At 45.2% G+C, this 17,619-nt stretch carries 11 protein-coding genes; 2 read left to right on the forward strand and 9 right to left on the reverse strand.

The annotated features are described in order from the left end of the window. Positions 1-103: 103 nt before the first annotated feature. The 8 genes from AC58PQ_RS18055 to AC58PQ_RS18090 form a co-directional block, all read right to left on the reverse strand. Complete coding sequence (locus AC58PQ_RS18055) at positions 104-5,983, reverse strand: S-layer homology domain-containing protein (protein WP_497243877.1); 5,880 nt, start codon at positions 5,981-5,983, stop codon at positions 104-106. Between the two features lie 135 nt (positions 5,984-6,118). Next, complete coding sequence (locus tag AC58PQ_RS18060; RefSeq protein ID WP_497243879.1) at positions 6,119-7,642, reverse strand: response regulator transcription factor; 1,524 nt, start codon at positions 7,640-7,642, stop codon at positions 6,119-6,121. 124 nt (positions 7,643-7,766) lie between these two features. Further along, positions 7,767-9,968, reverse strand: a complete 2,202-nt coding sequence (locus tag AC58PQ_RS18065) for a carbohydrate binding domain-containing protein (RefSeq protein ID WP_497243881.1) — start codon at positions 9,966-9,968, stop codon at positions 7,767-7,769. Positions 9,969-9,997: 29 nt separating this feature from the next. Continuing rightward, entirely contained in the window at positions 9,998-10,513 is a 516-nt protein-coding gene (locus AC58PQ_RS18070; RefSeq protein WP_497243883.1) for a hypothetical protein, read from the reverse strand. Positions 10,514-10,795: 282 nt separating this feature from the next. Next, positions 10,796-10,966: a hypothetical protein gene (locus tag AC58PQ_RS18075; RefSeq protein ID WP_497243885.1), complete on the reverse strand. Its 171-nt coding sequence runs from the start codon at positions 10,964-10,966 to the stop codon at positions 10,796-10,798. 70 nt (positions 10,967-11,036) lie between these two features. Next, positions 11,037-11,870, reverse strand: coding sequence for an AraC family transcriptional regulator (locus AC58PQ_RS18080; protein ID WP_497243887.1), 834 nt, complete (start codon positions 11,868-11,870; stop codon positions 11,037-11,039). A 65-nt stretch (positions 11,871-11,935) separates the two neighbouring features. Continuing rightward, entirely contained in the window at positions 11,936-12,670 is a 735-nt protein-coding gene (locus AC58PQ_RS18085; protein ID WP_497243889.1) for a phytanoyl-CoA dioxygenase family protein, read from the reverse strand. 108 nt (positions 12,671-12,778) lie between these two features. Then, on the reverse strand, positions 12,779-13,225 hold the full coding sequence (locus AC58PQ_RS18090; protein ID WP_497243891.1) for a DUF1761 domain-containing protein: 447 nt from the start codon (positions 13,223-13,225) through the stop codon (positions 12,779-12,781). 341 nt (positions 13,226-13,566) lie between these two features. Here AC58PQ_RS18090 and AC58PQ_RS18095 point away from each other — a divergent pair, with 341 nt between their 5' ends. After that, on the forward strand, positions 13,567-15,777 hold the full coding sequence (locus tag AC58PQ_RS18095; RefSeq protein ID WP_497243894.1) for a CotS family spore coat protein: 2,211 nt from the start codon (positions 13,567-13,569) through the stop codon (positions 15,775-15,777). A gap of 19 nt (positions 15,778-15,796) precedes the next feature. Continuing rightward, the gene (locus AC58PQ_RS18100) at positions 15,797-16,939 is read left to right on the forward strand and encodes a glycosyltransferase family 4 protein (RefSeq protein ID WP_497243896.1); all 1,143 of its coding nucleotides are present in this window, start codon (positions 15,797-15,799) and stop codon (positions 16,937-16,939) included. Positions 16,940-17,189: 250 nt separating this feature from the next. Here the strand turns inward: AC58PQ_RS18100 and AC58PQ_RS18105 are convergent, their stop codons facing one another. Continuing rightward, positions 17,190-17,525 carry a hypothetical protein gene (locus AC58PQ_RS18105; protein ID WP_497243898.1) on the reverse strand — a complete coding sequence of 112 codons (336 nt, stop codon included), beginning with the start codon at positions 17,523-17,525 and terminating at the stop codon, positions 17,190-17,192. Between the last annotated feature and the right edge of the window lie 94 nt (positions 17,526-17,619).

Consider the following 17,619-nt stretch of genomic DNA (forward strand, 5'->3'; position numbering starts at 1 on the left):
TTATAAAACGTCCATGCATCGAGTAAAATGGCACGCATTTGTTTTTCCTTGTACTGTATTTCCACTTTTCTGTGAAAATCGGGGGCCGAAGCCCCCCATTCGTTTAGTTCACACGGTCTAACTTGTGAAGCAAATTGTAAAAAACAATAGCGGCCTCAGCGCGTGTTGCAACGGCTTGCGGTCGGTACGATCCGTCTGGATTGCCGCTTAACAAGCCTGCGGCTGTTGCTAGACGAATCGCTGCCTCTGCCCAAGAGGAGATGCTGGACGCATCTGTGAATGGAAGTGCTGCAGATGGTTTCACAGTTTCCGTCAGCTGCGTTAAGGTCAGCGCACGGCTGAGCATAACAGCCATCTGCTCTCGCGTGATCGTCGCATTCGGTTGGAAACTGTGGTCTTCAAAGCCATCCACCAAGCCCAAAGCATTTGCGGCGCCAATGACAGACGCATACCAATCTTGTGCCTTTACATCGGTGTAAATCGCTGAGGAGGCATCTGTTGGCACAATCCCCATGGCTTTCACCAACATCGTCGTAAACTCGGCTCTGGTGACGGCACGATCAGGTGCGAAGGTGGTATCCGTGATCCCAGTCAACAGGAACTTGGATGCCAGCGTATCAATCGCAGATTTGGCCCAGTGGTTGGCAGGCACATCTGCAAAAGATGCTTGATGCGTCATAATCGCATAAACGCTATTGCCATTTCTGGTGATTGTGGCTTCTTGCACACCATCTTGTGTCTGGAAAGACGCTGGAACGAACGTCAACGTGCCTGTTTCTTCGTCGTAAACGACAACAGTCGCTTGTCGATTGGCTGTGCCATCCGTGATGATGCTGCGATTAACAAAGAGAGAGCCAAAATGATCAATCTCGGTTTGTTGACCACCGCTCGTCACAAGCAGGCGGAACGAAACAGGTACACCGATGAGTGTTGCTCCTTGTTTTTCTGCTGCTTGACGAACTTGATCGGAAAGCGCTGGTGAGACAGGCGTGATCGCAATATGCAAGGCAGCATCGTCCTCAGTATTAGAGCCAATTGCTTTAAGAACTGCTGGATTCGTCAGCAGTGTTAGCGGAAGCGAGTACGAACCAACATCGCTCTTGAGCGTCAGGACTGTGCCATCTAAAGCTTCAGGGTTAGCTGCAAGTGCCTCTGACAATACGCCGGCTGGGATGACGATTTCGTCGATGTCCGAGGAGCTGTACGTCAAAACAATTGGTTTATCTTGCTCCTTCGATGTCAGAAGATCCAACGCCTTCTTCAGCTCATCTTCTTGAACGATCGCTTGATGCACGGACTTCCCATTGCTGTCAGTCACGGTTTGAATTATCAGAGCCTGCTCTGTCAGTTCGATTTGATTGTCTTTTTCAACAACGCCTGGCGCTGGAATGATGACAGTCGGTGTTTCTGGAGTTGAATCTGGGTTTGGATCTGGATCTGGATCTGGATCTGGATCTGGATCTGGATCTGGGTTCGGATCTGGATCTGGATCTGGATCTGGGTTCGGATCAGGATCAGGCTCTTCACCAGCTTTGTACACTTTAATCGTATCGAAATACAGTGAGCCTTGGGTGAGCGCTCCAGTTGCTCCTTCATTCACATAGATGGAAAATTCTTTGACCGCGTCAAGATCGATGATATCATCACCGGTACTCCATGATGCTTTCTTAAACTTATTAAATGGCAATGTCAACACACCTGATTTGTCATCATTTAATGTAATGTTGGATTCCCACGCTGTACCGTTTGACTCTAAGAATTGAATCACCAATCGATTGTTGGAGGCATCCTTTTTCAACCATAACCGAATGCCTTCATACTCGCGCCAATCCAAACTACCGAGTTGTTTGTTGACTCCGGCAAACCCCTTTGATTTGAAATCATAGGTATACTTGCCCCCAGCTGGACCTGCTTCCTTATGATCACTAACCGGTGTCAACGTGACGTCTCCACCCCACGGGTTCGTTGTGTACGTACCGCCTGCAACGAGCTCCCCACTGCCATAATAATCAAAATCATCAATCGTCGGCACGAGATCAACTGCAATAGAATCGATGTAGATGGTATTCGCCTCCGCTTGCCCTACTCCCTTGTTGACGAAAATGGCATAGGATGCGATTTCTGCACGATTGAGCTTGCCATCACCTGTCGACCATTGTTTATTAAGTGCGAATCCGCCAAAAGGAATTTGAATCACACTTCCTTCTGTAGAAGTGATCGTCGTTTGCGCTTCCCAAATGTCGCCATCACTTTCGGTCAGTTGGAACGTCAATCCGTGACCTGCTTTACTTGATTTCAACCAGAAGGAGAGTGCATTACCACCGTTGGATATGTTGAGATCACCGAGTGTGCGTTTGACACCCGCATAACCCTTCTCATCTGTTAGCGTGTAGGCAAGTTTCAGCGCGTGTTTCCCCACTTGCTTCGTTTCATTTTCGACTGAAGCCGTCATTGCGTCGCCCCACTGATCTTTCACATAATCACTCAGTACCGCAGCATCATTGTTTGAATAGAAGTCAAAATTGTCAATCTCACGAAGTGAAACGGCTTGAATATCATCTACAAACAGCGTACCAGGCCCATTGCCTATTGAACCTCTGTCTACATAGATAGAAAACTCTTTGACGGATGAGAGTTCAAGTATTCTATCAATGGTCACATTTTGCCATCCAGCCAAATGGAAGGCGCTTAATGGAATATTGATTACGGAACCATCCGTATTGTCTATAAACAATTTGGCTTCCCAATACTCGCCACTGGCGTCTTTCATTTGAATCGTGACTCCGCGTCCCGCTTGCCCTGACTTCATCCATAGCTGCACACCATTATGCGCTGACCAATCTGCACCTCCGACGGATTTGGTCATACCCGCATAGCCTTTGGTTGCCGTCATTTCAAAGTCAAGTTTAAGGCCGTGCGCGCCTGATTGTTTGTTCTCAGAATCGAGTGTCACAGAGATAGGATCGCCACTCGTGTTGCGTGAGTATTTTGCTTGCAACTTCGTATTATCATTACCATAGTCTTCAAAGGTGTCTACGACTGGTGATTTATACAAACGGAAATCATCGAAATAAACGGATCGCGAGACATTTGCTGAACCGTCAATATAGATACTAAAAGTGGATATAGATGAAAGGTCGACGATATTATTACCCACACCTTGATGTGAGTTTTTCCACCAGTCAGGAACATAGAACTGATTAAACGGTAACTTAATCAACTTCGGTTCACTGCCGGATACGCCAATATCTTTCTTCCAAATCTCACCATTCGTTGCACTGCCTTCATTGAATTGAATCGAAACCCCAGTATAGGCTTCGGCAGGTTGAACCCAGAAGGAGATGCCACTGCTGCCTGACCAATCAGTATTGGTAGTGGGCTTCTCGATTCCTCCCCAACCAGCACTCAAGGATGAGGTTAAATTCAAGCTGTAATTCCCTTCGGATTTATGAACCGTATCCAACTTCAATACGATTGGTGATCCCGAAGAATTCACTGTATAGGCACTTTTTAACGTATTATCTGATCCTGTATAGCCTTCAAAATTCTCGATTACATCGCTTTTTACAAGAACAGGAGGATCTAATTTTTCCGACCCTACCCCGATCTGAATGCGTCCAACTTGCGGTGTCCAATAATTAGAAACAAAATTCCCTGCCGGAATAACCGGGAAAATAATCTTCAGATATTTGGTTCCTGCAGGTAATGTATACGCCGTGTAGACCATGCGACTCCAATAGCCGATACCTGGTACTTCATCTACATCCACGTTGTTCACTGTCGTGAAGTGTTCGCCATCTGGTGATGTTTGTATAGTAAAGTTCGGCAACCGGTATTCGGTAGGATTCTGCCTCGCAAAGCTAGTCATTATGAAATAATTCATATCTCCTGCTGTATGATACATAAAGGATTCTGCCGTATTTGCCGTTCGGAATAATCGCTTCTCATCATTGCCAAAGTATTCCCCGCCAGAATCGAAGCCTAGATTAGCCGAGTGATCCGCCATTTTCAACATATTATTCATCTCATCTGTCAACACACCATTGGTGATAGCAACATTAGATATAGGATCCTTATAAATGAGAGATTCACCACTTGTATGATTGTAGACAATTTCAACATCCCCTAATTGCGCTAATCCATCGCCTTCAGGGAAGGTTACTTTAAAGTACTTCGCATCTGCCGGTAAGCTGTCTGTTTGGTAAACAAACTTACGCCACTCACCTCCGCCAGCAGCCGTTTTCACGACCGGAAGCTCTGTGTACGTCGTTCCATCCACAGAAGTCCAAATCTTAAACTCACTCGTCGGATTCACCGAATTACGGAATGCGGAAACCTTTAAGGATAACGCTTTCAGTTCCGTGGATGCCGTTGGTGTTGATGGAAGCGCATACGCCACGAATTGGTCGACTGCACTCGGTTGTAGCTTGAGTCGATAATGATCATCGCCAAACAGTGTTGGGTCCAAATCATCTGTCGTAAATTTCAAATCCGTTGAGAACTGATACATTTTACTGTAATCGATGAGTTCATCCTGTATCGCGTGTTTGGTGGAAACAGTTCCTACAACATTCGAATACGTTGATTCACCGACAGTATTTCTCGCCTTTGTCCGGTAAAAATATGTCGCTCCTGTAACTGAAGTCATATCATCAAATAGATCGGTTTTGTAAGCGTCGAAGACCTGACCTCCAACTGTTTCCCAAGGACCGTTCGCATCGACAGAACGTTCTACCGTATAAGAAGTAGCTCCTGTTGATCCCTGCCATCCGATACGAGAAACAGTATCAATTGGCAGCATGACAGGTGCTTTAGGCACAGGCAAAGCTGGCGGTTGTAGTCCGCGAATTGCATACGCTTTTTCACGAAGTAAATTCAACACCGAAATTTCCTCGAAGCCTTGTTCGCCAGAAGGGAAGCCAGGCCATTTGTAAGCTTCATAGAATGTACCGCCGTAAGTGCCTTCCGTGTGTCGGAAGAATCCGCCATCTTCGCTGTGATACCGCAGGCTCCAAATTAGAGCGCCACTGGTACCGCTCTCAACAACGTTGTTCAAGAACTGCGCTAATTGGGTTTTCGGAATAAAGCCAAACTCTCCAACATAGAAGGGCTTTTTCCCACTCGCCGTCGTTTTGTCGAGATTAACTTGAGCGGCAAAGTCCGCATAGTGATTCGGATAGTAATGATTGCTAACGATATCAATTGGAGAACTTTCCTCTAAGGAGCTCGTATCGATGCCATATTTGCCGTCAATAAGAAGATGCTTCTTATCGATGTCTTTGATGTAATTACCCATTTCTGTCGTCCACGCCGAGGTGGATGGTGTTAATTCATTCCCTGTTTCCCACGCAAGAATCGCAGGGTCATCCTTGTATGCCACACCTGTAATTGTATTGGTGCGATTCAATACATAGTCAATCGTATCTTTAAAATCTTGTTTCAACGTCGGATCGGTCCAAAATTGATCCTTGCTTTTCCCACGAAACGTCGCATACTCGCCAATCCCGCCCCACCATTCGTACTGGTCCACGAATGGGATTATAAGGCGAATGCCGTACTCGTTCGCTAGGGCAAGTGCGCGGTCTAGCGCGACGAACGCTTGCTCATTGAACTGCTTGGGCCCCATGACATGGCGAATCATGCCTGTGTAATCTGTTGCTTTTTTAACCGAAAGGACATACGTTCTTGTTGCGGTTGCACCCATTTGCTTCAAAGCTTCAAACGCATCTCGCTGCTCCCATTCCGTGGGTACCTGCCAATAGCCATCTTCGACCATCGTCAGCGTAGGCGTGTTCGCCCCGATAAAACGAAACTCCGAAGTGCCATCCATCAATTTATCCCCGTCCCGGGTAATAAAATTACCCAGCGTCGTAATCGGGATTGAATCCGCTTTCATAATCGGTGTGCCAACAAAGCCGCTCAAGAGCATAGACATGACCAGCAAGGCTACAACTAGCTTCGCACACATGCTTTTCAACTGCATACATGATCCCCCTCGTATGATACATTTAATATCATTTTCAATTATAGGTGGGATAGAATGGCGTTGAAATGTACTGGCTTGGCTTTTTCTAGGACTACATTGTCATCTTGGTAATGAAGGCTATCAGGGCAATTGCTATACCTGTGTTTGTTCCCGATACATGCGTGGCGTGGTACCGACTACCTTTTTAAATAAACGATTAAAATAAGCAGCGTCAGGGTAGCCAACCGCTTGACCCACCTCATAGGTTTTCAATTCCAACTGTGTAAGAAGCAGTTCCTTCGCTTTCGAGACTCGAAGATCAATGAGGTATTCTGTAATCGTCATCCCTGTTTCCTTACGAAACAGAAAGCTAACATAATTTGCTGTCAAATACACTTGATTCGCCAGTGCTGACAATTCAATCTCACGATTGTAGCTCTGATCGATCATTTTCTTTACACTGCTCACAACTTTGCGTTCGTAGGCACCTGGTTCCAGTTCCAGTTCAGCCATCATCCCGTCAATCCTGCCAAAAATATCCTCAATGACATCTGACAAGCTTGGATAATCACAGATATGAAGATCAAATTCTTTCGTGTCCGAATGTGATGGAATGGTCCGATTTGTCGCATCTGAAATGCGCATGCGTAACTGATAAAGTAAGTAACCCAAAATACGGCACAAGTCTTCCCAACGAATCTGAATTCGCTTTGCTCGCCGATAGAGATGTCCCTTTAATTTCTTCCGTTCCTCAGGTTCCATCCATTTCGATGTATGCTGTAACAAGGAATCGATCAAGGACACCATAACAATAATTTCTGATCGGTGGTAGCTCGGCTCCTCGAAGGTGATCGGGACTTGCATGCCACTCCCGTGCCAATGCATGCAATAGGCGGAGACGGCTTCCGATAAGCCTTTCGGCCAATCATCGATGCTTGAGATAAGGCTCGACATCCCTACTGCATAAGTTTCCTCAGCATGTATGGCATGTGCCATACATTTGGACCGAACATTGGCATGTACGTCCTCCACATCATGGACACCTACCACAATCACTAGCTGTAGCTCGGGCGTGAGGCTGCAAGCAAGCATTTCTGGATATGGCGGAACCAAAGAAAAACTGTCTAAATCACCTGGGTACAGGCTAAGGCTAGTTGGATACACGAAGAATAAACAAGGAACTTCCCTCATCTTGTATGTCGCAAAAGTTTCCCACAACAGTTCAAGTTGTTCCCCCTTCATATCCCCTAACAAATAGCTGCGCAGCAACACTTCCGACGTCTGCCCTTTCCGCACTCTCTCTTTGTGCATGTGGGACACCAACTTCACGAGAATCTGATTTAGTTCTTTCTTATTCACGGGTTTGACTAAATAATCACTCACCCCGCTGCGAAGCGCATTGCGCACATAATCGAATTGATTGAAGCCGCTCAATATAACAATGTGAGTTGCTGGATAATGCTGTTTGACATGCTCTGCAAGCTCAAATCCATCCATTCTTGGCATGGAAATATCCGTAATGATGACATCTACAGCCTGTTTGGTCAGAAATTGCACCGCTTCCATTCCATTTCCGAACGATCCTAGTATATGGACGCCAAGTTCCATACTCTCAATCATACTCATTATGCCTAATCGAATTGGCTTCTCATCTTCAACTACAATCAAGCGGATCATGTTCATCCCACCCTTGAGGGCATTCCAGAAATTAACTCTGGTCCCATTCATTCTATCATATAGGCAAAAGCCATCATACGGATTTTCCGCATGACGGCTTCAGTTTCACCCTAATCGCTACACGTTAATAAGCTTGGATATCATCTACATAGATTGTACTGCTGCCTGTTCCGCCTGAGCCTTGATTCAGATATAGGTTAAATTCGGATATTGTACCCAGATCCTTCGTGCCATTACCGCCCGAATACCAAGGTGGATGTTGGAACGCTGTAAATGGCAGTTGAATCGTGCCGCTTGTTGTACTCGAGAGCGTATAGGTGGTTTCCCACGGTTCCCCATTCGGCTCTTTGAATTGTACGGTTAATGTCCGATTCGAACCGTCGGGTTTCAACCAGAATTGAATGCCGGTTTTACCCGACCAATTCTGACTGATCACATGCACAACACCTGCAAAGTTAGGCGTGCCCAACGTATAAGCAAGCTTCAAACCATAGGAGCCTTGTGATTTGTTCGCCCCATCTAATGTCGGTGTAATGGCATTGCCGTCTGTGTTCCGTACATAAGCAGCAAGCAAATTCGGGTTGGAACCTCCATAGCTTTCGAAATTGTCAATGACAACTGTCGTAGGCGGCGGTGGTGTCGAACCATTGCCAAGTTGGATGGAATCCACATAGATGGTACTGCTGCCATCAGCACCTGAACCTTTATTTATATATAAGTTTGTTTCCGCAATGGAACCTAGGTCGACAACACCATTTCCTCCGCTATACCAGCCTGGGTGCTGGAAGCTTGAGAAAGGAATGGACAGTGCTGTTTCGGTCGTCCCTGCTAACGTGTAGTACGTTTCCCATAACTCACCATTCGTTTCTTTGAATTGAATGGTTAACGTACGATTCGATCCATCCGGCTTCACCCACAGATTAAGGCTCGTATTGCCGGTCCAATTCGCATTGCCTAGCGAATGCACAGCACCTGCGTAACTAGTTGTTGCGTTGACGGTATACACGATTTTGGCACCATAAGCGCCTGAATCCTTCGTCGTCGCTTCCCGCGTCATGGTAAATGTATTTCCGCTTGAATTTCGCACATAAGCCGTTTGCAAAGCCGTATCTGACGCATAACTGTCGAAATTATCAACCGTCGTTGTAGGTGCAGCCAAGGCTACCGTTGTAAAAGCGAGACCCGCATTCGAAGCATGGGTTGAACCCGTGCTGTTGACGGCTGTCACCCTCCAATAGTACGTTTTATTGTTCGTCAACACACTTGAAGAGGTGTAGCTCGTGCCCGTCAGTCCGCTCACATTGACAACAGGACTCGTAAACGACGTATTATCAGCAACGACAATCGTGTAAGAAGCTGCATTAGCAGCCGCTCCCCAAGTAAATGTTGGCGTCACATTCACACTCGTGGCTCCGCTAACAGGAGCGGATTGGGCGAAGCTTCCAGGAGCTTGCAGCTGTGTACCGGAAATCGCAAACACCGCTGAATAAGCACCTGCAACTCCGGACAGATTGTGCCCTTTCACGCGATACCAAGTCGCTGCACCAGACGTAGAGCCAGTGTCGGTCCAAGGTGTTTGATTATCGGTCACACATTGATTACACGCAACTGTCCACGGACCGCTAGCACCTGCGGTAGAGCGTTCAACCGTGTATTTATCAGATGGCACAGAACCGCGCCAGCTTAACACATATTTACCACCGGAGGTCGTTGAACTGGTAATGACAGGTGCACCAGGAATACCATGAGCTGGCGCGGTTGTAATGCCTCTCATTTTATAGGCATGATTCCTCATTTGCTGTGCTTGGGTACGCATGAAAGTCGTATCTCCTGGATAGTGGACGGTGTAACCATCCGGATGCTGGACATAGCCATTGTTATCGTTATGGCCAAATAACGCCCAGTACATGTCACCTGCAATGACACTATCATTCTCAATGGCTGTATGGAAAGCAGCCAGCGTTCCGAACTGCTCGCTCTTCCAATCATACTCGCCGACAAACATGACTTTGCCTGCATTTCTTACTTTATTGGCTTGCGTTTGTAGAACTGGTACGGATAGTCCTTTATTTCCCCATGTGTAGAAATGGTCGGAATACATATCGATACTCGAAATTGTCAAATGAGCATCAGCAATACCATAATTCCCATCTGCTACTAAATGATGTGTATCCTGCTGTTTCAGGTAATCCGCAATCTGCTGTGTCCAGTTTTTCAATTGCGTCGGATTGTCAAACCAGCCCAACTCATTCCCTGTTTCCCAGGCAAGAATGGTAGGGTCATTCTTATAGGCTACGCCCGTATACGTATTTACGCGATTTAACATTATATTGAGATGTTGCTTAAATGCCGTAATTATATTGGCATCACTGAAAAATTCATACCCCGTATAAATAACACCATCATCCGGGTAACCATACCATTTGGTCCATGTTTTCTTGCCGCCTGGTAATAATTATACATATCAATCACCGGTAGGATGAGTCGAATCCCTTGATCCCCTGCGGCTTTGATTGCATAATCCACCTTCTGCCAGGCTTCCTCATTATAGTTTCCAAGCGTCGGCATAATACATTTTGTACAGCCAAAAGAGTTCACTAAATGTGACCGCACAACGGTAGCACCCATTTCTTTCGCTGTAGCCAAGGCGTTATCCACACGGAAAGTCGTTGGGAAGTCGATCGTCCCGTTCGTTGGTACATTTTCATCCAAACCTAGCCAATAAATGTTTGCTGAGCTAAAACGAAAAGGCTGACCGTCTAATTGCAGTTGATTTCCTGAACGTGTCACATAGCCAGTCACAGCGGCTTCTGCCGCTGGTGGCGTGTAAAGGGTTCCCCAAAGCAGCAAAAGTGGTAAAATCCAAGACATGATGGTCAACCTACTCCTGGTGTTTATTCGTTCCGTGTACATCACTATCACCCCAGTCATCTTATTTTGAAAGCACTGTAAGCGCCTACAAAACAAGTATACGCTGTTCAGTCTAATATTGAATTGGACTGAGCAACAAAAACTTGACCTTAAACAGGAATCTAAGATTGTTTTCATATTTCTCGCGTGCATAGCAACGCAAAAAAAACACCCGAACAAGTTGGGTGTTTCATAAATGAAATATTCTTTCTTGTAATCTATTTTGGCTTGTCCCGTTTCCGGTTAATGCTTCAATCTCCTTCTCGCCTCGAGCTCTTGCTTTAGCGCTTGTTCCACCAACTCGGCCATCATATCGAATTTCTCAGCAACCGTGTAGGTTAACATGGCCCCGCAGTGCGTACAACGCTGCATCTGGAGCTCTGTTCGTTTGGAACAAGATTTGCAAGTGATCATGAGAAGTCGTCCCCTTTGTGAAGATAAGATAACTCTATTATACACATTTGGGGGGAATCTCACACCTTTACTAGGAACGGAATGTTCTCGGGGAGCTTCCGAATTTCTGTTTGAAGGCTCGTTCGAAATGCGTTAACGTATTGAAGCCAGATGCGAAACAGATTTCAGTAATCGGAATATCCGACGCTTGCAATAGTGATTTGGCAAATTGCAGGCGTAAACCTTGTAAATAGATTTGGAACGAAATACCTGTCATTTTATGAAAAACGAGACTGAAATAATTTGGCACCAATCCAGCCTGCTTTGCAGCATCCTCTAACCGTAGAGCTTCACGAAAATGATGGTGAATATAAACGAGCGCTCGCTGAAGCGTTGACGGATGTGACATCGTTTCTTGTGACTCTTTATGAAATTGACCTTCATTATATGTACGAAATAAGTACAATAGAATTCGCTCGAAAGCACCTTTGATCAGAATATGATGTCCAGGCTTCTTCATTTGAACTTCGTCACGAATCAATTGAAATTCCAACTCTATGATCTCATGATGATCCTCGTTTAGATCAACCATATATTCCGCAACTTGCCCAAACATGAACTCTCGCATCTCTTGATCCAGCAGCTTATCATCAAAAACGAGGTTATACAGATCCATGGGTTCATCTGGATACGAATAGATTTCATGGAAATCTGCAGGTGTTAACAGAAACAAGCTTCCCTTACTCAGCTCATGCTCGGTGCCATTCACAATGTTCATGCCTCTACCTCGAAGCACAAAGCAAAGCTCATAGAATTCGTGCCAATGCAGCGCATGATGCTCATTGATATGTTGAAAGTAAATTTGGAAGGAGGATGCAGGATGAATAAATTGTTCATTCGTAAGTCTCACCGGTTGTTTTTTCATCCGCAACCTCCTCATTGTGAATTTTGTATATCCTAAGCTTTCCATGCATGAAGTCACAATTCCTGCTACTCTACATTCGCATAATTGTTTCCAGCTAGATCTTTGCCGCGAGCTAGCCATACTTTGAAGTTGGGATTCTTCTCCTCAAAGATTTTCGTATCTGTTGCGAAATAACGCATGGTGTAGCCACAGCGTCGGAATTCACTTTTGTTCGGATCAGCACCATGAATGATACGTGAATCATGCAGCGAGCATTGACCTCTTTGCAACTCAAAATGAACGGCTGTTGATGTGTCCATATTTTTGATTTGCGTACTGAAGAGATTCTTCGCACCGTCCACACTCTCATATTCAGAAAACCCATTGCTGTGCGTGCCTGGAATGACTTGCATACAGCCATTTTCCTTCGTGCTATTATCGATAGCCAACCATACGGTAATAATGCTATCGAAGTTACTGACGCGGCCTTTCCAATAAGCAGAATCCTCATGCCAAGGCGTCGCTCGGCCTACGAACGGGTCCTTACAAATAAAATGGGAAGACCAAAGACCAATGTTTGGTCCGATAATGGGCTCAACCAGATCCAACACTTCATCTGACAGTAGGAATTGTAAAAGACGATCTTCACGGAAATGCGGTGTGTCTAACTCGTCTGAAAGCTTGCTGCCTTTTTGCTTCAGCTGATCTTCAAATATTTCCGTTAGTTCGGCTAATTTCTCAGCGGAGAATAGCTGCTTATCATACAGCAAATACCCATTTTTCATATAAAATTCGACTTCTTCTTGTGTTAATTTACTCATCGTTACCCCTCCTGAGAGTGTGTTCTTAGCTACACACTAACTATAACCCGCAGTAGGATTCGAAGGCTTATCATAAGCTTAGAAGAAGTTAGCGTATCTTCAGATATCTTATATCCAGTACCAAAAAATGAGTAACATCATCGTAAAACGAACAATCTCATACGAGGTGTCTACAGCTACGACAAGCCAGCTTTTGAACTGCCATACCTTTTTGCCAACCGTGAACGGCAGTGTGTAACCCGCTGCAAGCAGCATAGTAAACCAGAAGGCATTCGACAATCGTTCTCCATCATACGAAAATGCCTGTCCACCAGCTTTCCAGAGCTCTAAACATACTGCGAAGGCAAGTGAAGTTACGAAGGAAACAAGAATATATATCACAAACGATTGAATCTTATCTGCTTTACTTACGTTAAGATCGACTTGGACTCCTTTGCCATACATGTGCTTCTGGTAAGGTTTTGCCCATATGACTGCCATCCATAGAAAGCCTAATACTAACGATAAAATCCCGGTAACAAACACGGCCCAATAATTAATAGCATGGGATAACATATCATCTCTCCCCTTCTCGCCTATGTAAATTTGCGAAACCTTTTGGTTTCGTTTTTAATTATATACAACCATTTGGTTTCATGTCAATTCCTACTTTCCGTAAGAAAGTATGCGAAAGTCTATTCGTTTTTCATGAAGTTCCACTCTTGTACATATCAACCATTCACCTAATGACATATGCATAGAATTAGATAAACCTAATCTGGTTTATGTGAGGTGAACTTTCGTTATTGCAGCAGGACGAAGATGTACAGAAGTAAACCTGAAATTGCAATTTCGCAGCATCTGTAAGGGCATTAGAACGTACAATTCACTTTAAAATACGTGATGGAGTGATGGTGGTGGAAAATTATCAAATCGTTCCCTGGATCGATGACGTCTTAGAACCAGGAATCGTGGCTAACATGTATGTTCCTCCTGGGTTAGAAATGCTGGCACGAGAGGTCATGGGACATTATGACATGCAGGTCTATGATATGCTCTTGATTACCTCCAAGCCAGATAAAGGCGGCGCAATATGGAAGATCAGCACAAGTAAGGGCAATCTTAGTATTAAATGTTTGCACAGACGGCCTAGAAGAAGTCTTTTCAGTGTTGGCGCTCAAGCTTATATGTCCGGACTAGGTCACCGGGTTCCTTCGTTCATTCCTACGAAGGAAGGTAGTTTCTACGTTGAAGCAGGTGGTAAGCTATGGATCGTTACCGACTGGATCGAACCCCTGGTACCCGTATCCAAGGTTGACCTCGACGGAGCTTCTCAGCTGTGCTTTGGCTTAGGTGAGTTCCACAACAACTCCAAGGGTTATGTTCCACCCAGCGGTTCGGAGAAATCCTCCCGCATCTATGGCTGGGGCAAATATTATGAAAAGTTAATTGCCAAGATTGGCTGGTTTCAGGATATCGCCCATGCCTACTCGGATACCCCAGCAAGCGCAAACCTACTTGACGTCATCGAGGAATTCAAGCGGCAGGCTAACGACATGTATCAACGTTTCCAAAACTCACCTTATAACGCAATGGTAACCAAAGGTGAACCCCACTGGGGACTTGCCCATCAAGATTTCGGATGGTCGAACGGACAAATGGGCCCCGGCGGTATCTGGGTTATTGATTTAGACGGTGTTTCCTACGATCTGCCCATCCGTGATCTACGTAAATTGATTACAAGCACCATGGATGATATGGGTGTGTGGGACTTAACCTGGATTCGTGGCATGATCGACGCCTACCATCGAGCCAATCCACTAGACCAAGAAACCTTTGAAATCTTATGGATAGATATGGCTTTTCCAAATGAATTCTACAAGCATGTCAAAGAAATTGTGTTTAATCCCCAAGTGTTTCTTGAGACTGATCTAGCGCCGATCCTTCAAAGAGTCATGACAACGGAAGCAAGCAAATGGCAGGCATTATCAGAGTTGGAAAAAGATAAGGCAAACTATCCTCTTGGTGACTACTCGACAGACTACGTCAAACCGATTATCCAACGTCCAGCTGTTATTCTTCCTGGTGATGTGTTAACACCAATTTATTCCGATGTGCCAGTTACGCCCGTCGTACCCGCTACACCAGTTGTTCCAGTTCTGCCTAATGTTGAAGAGTTCTTGCCAATTCCACTTGAGACAGAACCAGTTTATGCCAAGCAACCTGCTGTAGAGGAACCAGTTTATGCCAAACAACCTGCTGTAGAGGAACCAGTTTATGCCAAGCAACCTGCTGTAGAGGAACCAATTTATGCCAAGCAACCTGCTGTAGAGGAACCAGTTTATGCCAAGCAACCTGCTGTAGAGGAACCAGTTTATGCCAAGCAACCTGCTGTAGAGGAACCAGTTTATGCCAAGCAACCTGCTGTAGTGGAACCAGTTTATGCCAAGCAACCTGCTGTAGTGGAACCAGTTTATGCCAAACAACCTGCTGTAGTGGAACCAGTTTATGCCAAGCAACCTGCTGTAGTGGAACCAGTTTATGCCAAGCAACCAGATGAGAATGTCATCCCTATCCCCTATACACTAGAGCCTGTTGTGGTTACCCTTCCTTCTACGCGAAAATCAAAAAGAGATTTCGCCAAAGCTCCAGCTGTATCACAGCCAATTTCGGTTCCGGTTACAAATGCGCCTGTTCATGCAGATGAGCCTGCTGCTATTACCGTGCCTCCAATACCAACTCCTGTCCCAGCCCTCATTCCATTACCTGCTCGCGGACAGAAGAGATTTAAACTCCGAGTTCCAAAGAAACGGTGCGCATTGCGAAAAACCAAAATCATCAAGAAAACCCGTTATCTAAAGCGCAGGAAACTAAAGAGACTCACAAAATGGAAACGCGTCTCAGGTGTAACGATTATCTGGGGTTACAAAACATGGCGTGCTAAGAAAAAAGTGAAGCCAACTCTCCGTCCTAAAAAGAAACAAATGAAACGTAAACTGGGACTTAGAAAGCCGGTAAAACGTGCAGTGAAGCCATCTATGAAAAAATTGCAACAAACACAATCGAATAAAAATGTATCGCCGCCGTGGAAAAAAAGGCAGATTCAACCCAGAAAAAGGACTGCCTGAGAAAGGAAGCTGTTAACTTGTGAACATTCTGATGATTTGTACAGAAAAGCTGCCTGTCCCCAACATTCGAGGGGGAGCTATCCAAACCTATATTGACGGTGTGGCCTCGCTATTAAGTAAACATCACAGAATTACCATTTTAGGAAGGACGGACCCTGATTTACCGAACGAAGAAATTGTAAATGGCATCCGCTATGTGCGTGTTGTTTCAGATGGTTTACTTGACGCATATAAGGCTGGAGTTATCCAATTTCTACAAAACACGTCCGAATTTTATAATATTATTCAAATTTTCAATCGCCCCCTGCTGGTCCTTCCAGTCCGGGAGGTTGCGCCGTCATCACGGATTATTTTAAGTATGCATAACGATATGTTTAACCCCTTTAAGATTGATCATAGCCAGGGAAATGCCGTCATCGAACAAACAGAACGTATTATTTCAATCAGCCAATATATTGGAACTGCCATCTGTGATTACTACCCTCAAGCAGCTGGTAAAATAAAACCAATTTACTCCGGTGTTGATATGAATCGTTTTGCACCTTGGCTGGAGTCAGAGCAAGCAAGGAAAGATCGGGAGAGCCTTAGGGCCGAACACAACCTTACTAACAAAAAAGTCATTCTGTTTGTCGGGAGGCTAACCCGTAATAAAGGTCCCCATGTCTTAGTACGTGCGATGTCTGAAATAAGCCATTCCGATGCTGTACTCGTTGTTGTTGGCGGTACCTGGTTCAGTGATAACTCGGTAAGCGACTATGTTGCTTATGTCAGAGCACTTGCCGTACGTTCACCACTTCCTGTCATTACGACTGGCTATGTTCCTGCGCATGAGGTTCACCGCTGGTTCTGTGCAGGAGATATCTTCGTCTGTACGTCTATTTGGCAGGAGCCTTTGGCACGTGTCCACTATGAAGCTATGGCCGCTGGATTACCCTTCCTCACAACGGCTAGAGGGGGTAATCCGGAGATCGTCAAGAACAATAATGGCGTCCTCATTAATAACCCTGAAGACCCGAAAGAATATGCACAGAACCTGAATGGAATGCTATCTAACCTCGGTAATGCTCGTCAAATGGGGCTTAACGGCCGAAGATTAGCAGAACAGAACTTCTCATGGGAACGCGTTGCTCAGGAAATTCTTGCCGTCTGGGAACAAAGATAGGTATAAACAAGGGGATTTCTAGTTAGCAAATAAATCCAAGAGGCTGTCCAGTAAGTAGATAATTCTACTTGGGGGCAGCCTATTTCTCCTGCCTTGACAATCGTGATCAGCCTTCCTAACTGCTGACGCCTGTGTTACAAGAAAAACCTCTTCTACAAGTATGTATCCTCTGCAAAAACTAGCAGAAGCCATAACAAGAGTAAGAGGTTTCCTTACAAATCTCTATATCGCGATGTTAATTCTTTCCTACTTACGCTTCTTCTTCTTCTTCGTCGTCATCGTCGTCATCGTCATCATCGTCATCGTCATCGTCATCATCGTCGTCGTCTGACTCTTCTTCAGCTCCTACAGCTGAAACCGTTGCTTCTTCTTCGTCTTCTTCCTCTTCTTCGTCATCAGTTTCACCGAACTCCAATTTAGTTCCGTCAGCTAATTCTATCTCAACTTCATCTACTAAACTCCAATCCATGCCGTCGATTGCGGACACATCAACCTTGTCTTTTTCACCATCCAAATACTCCACTGAGATCTCTTCCACTTCGGGATGCGCTTTTAAATAACTGAGTAATAGTTCTAAATTTTCCAAAAAAATCATTCCCCTCACCTAAATTAGAAACTTTTAAGTCTCCATGTATACTATGATTTTTCGCACCTCATGCTTAGGCTCTTCATAGAGTAGA

Source organism: Paenibacillus sp. J22P143 (assembly GCF_059692035.1).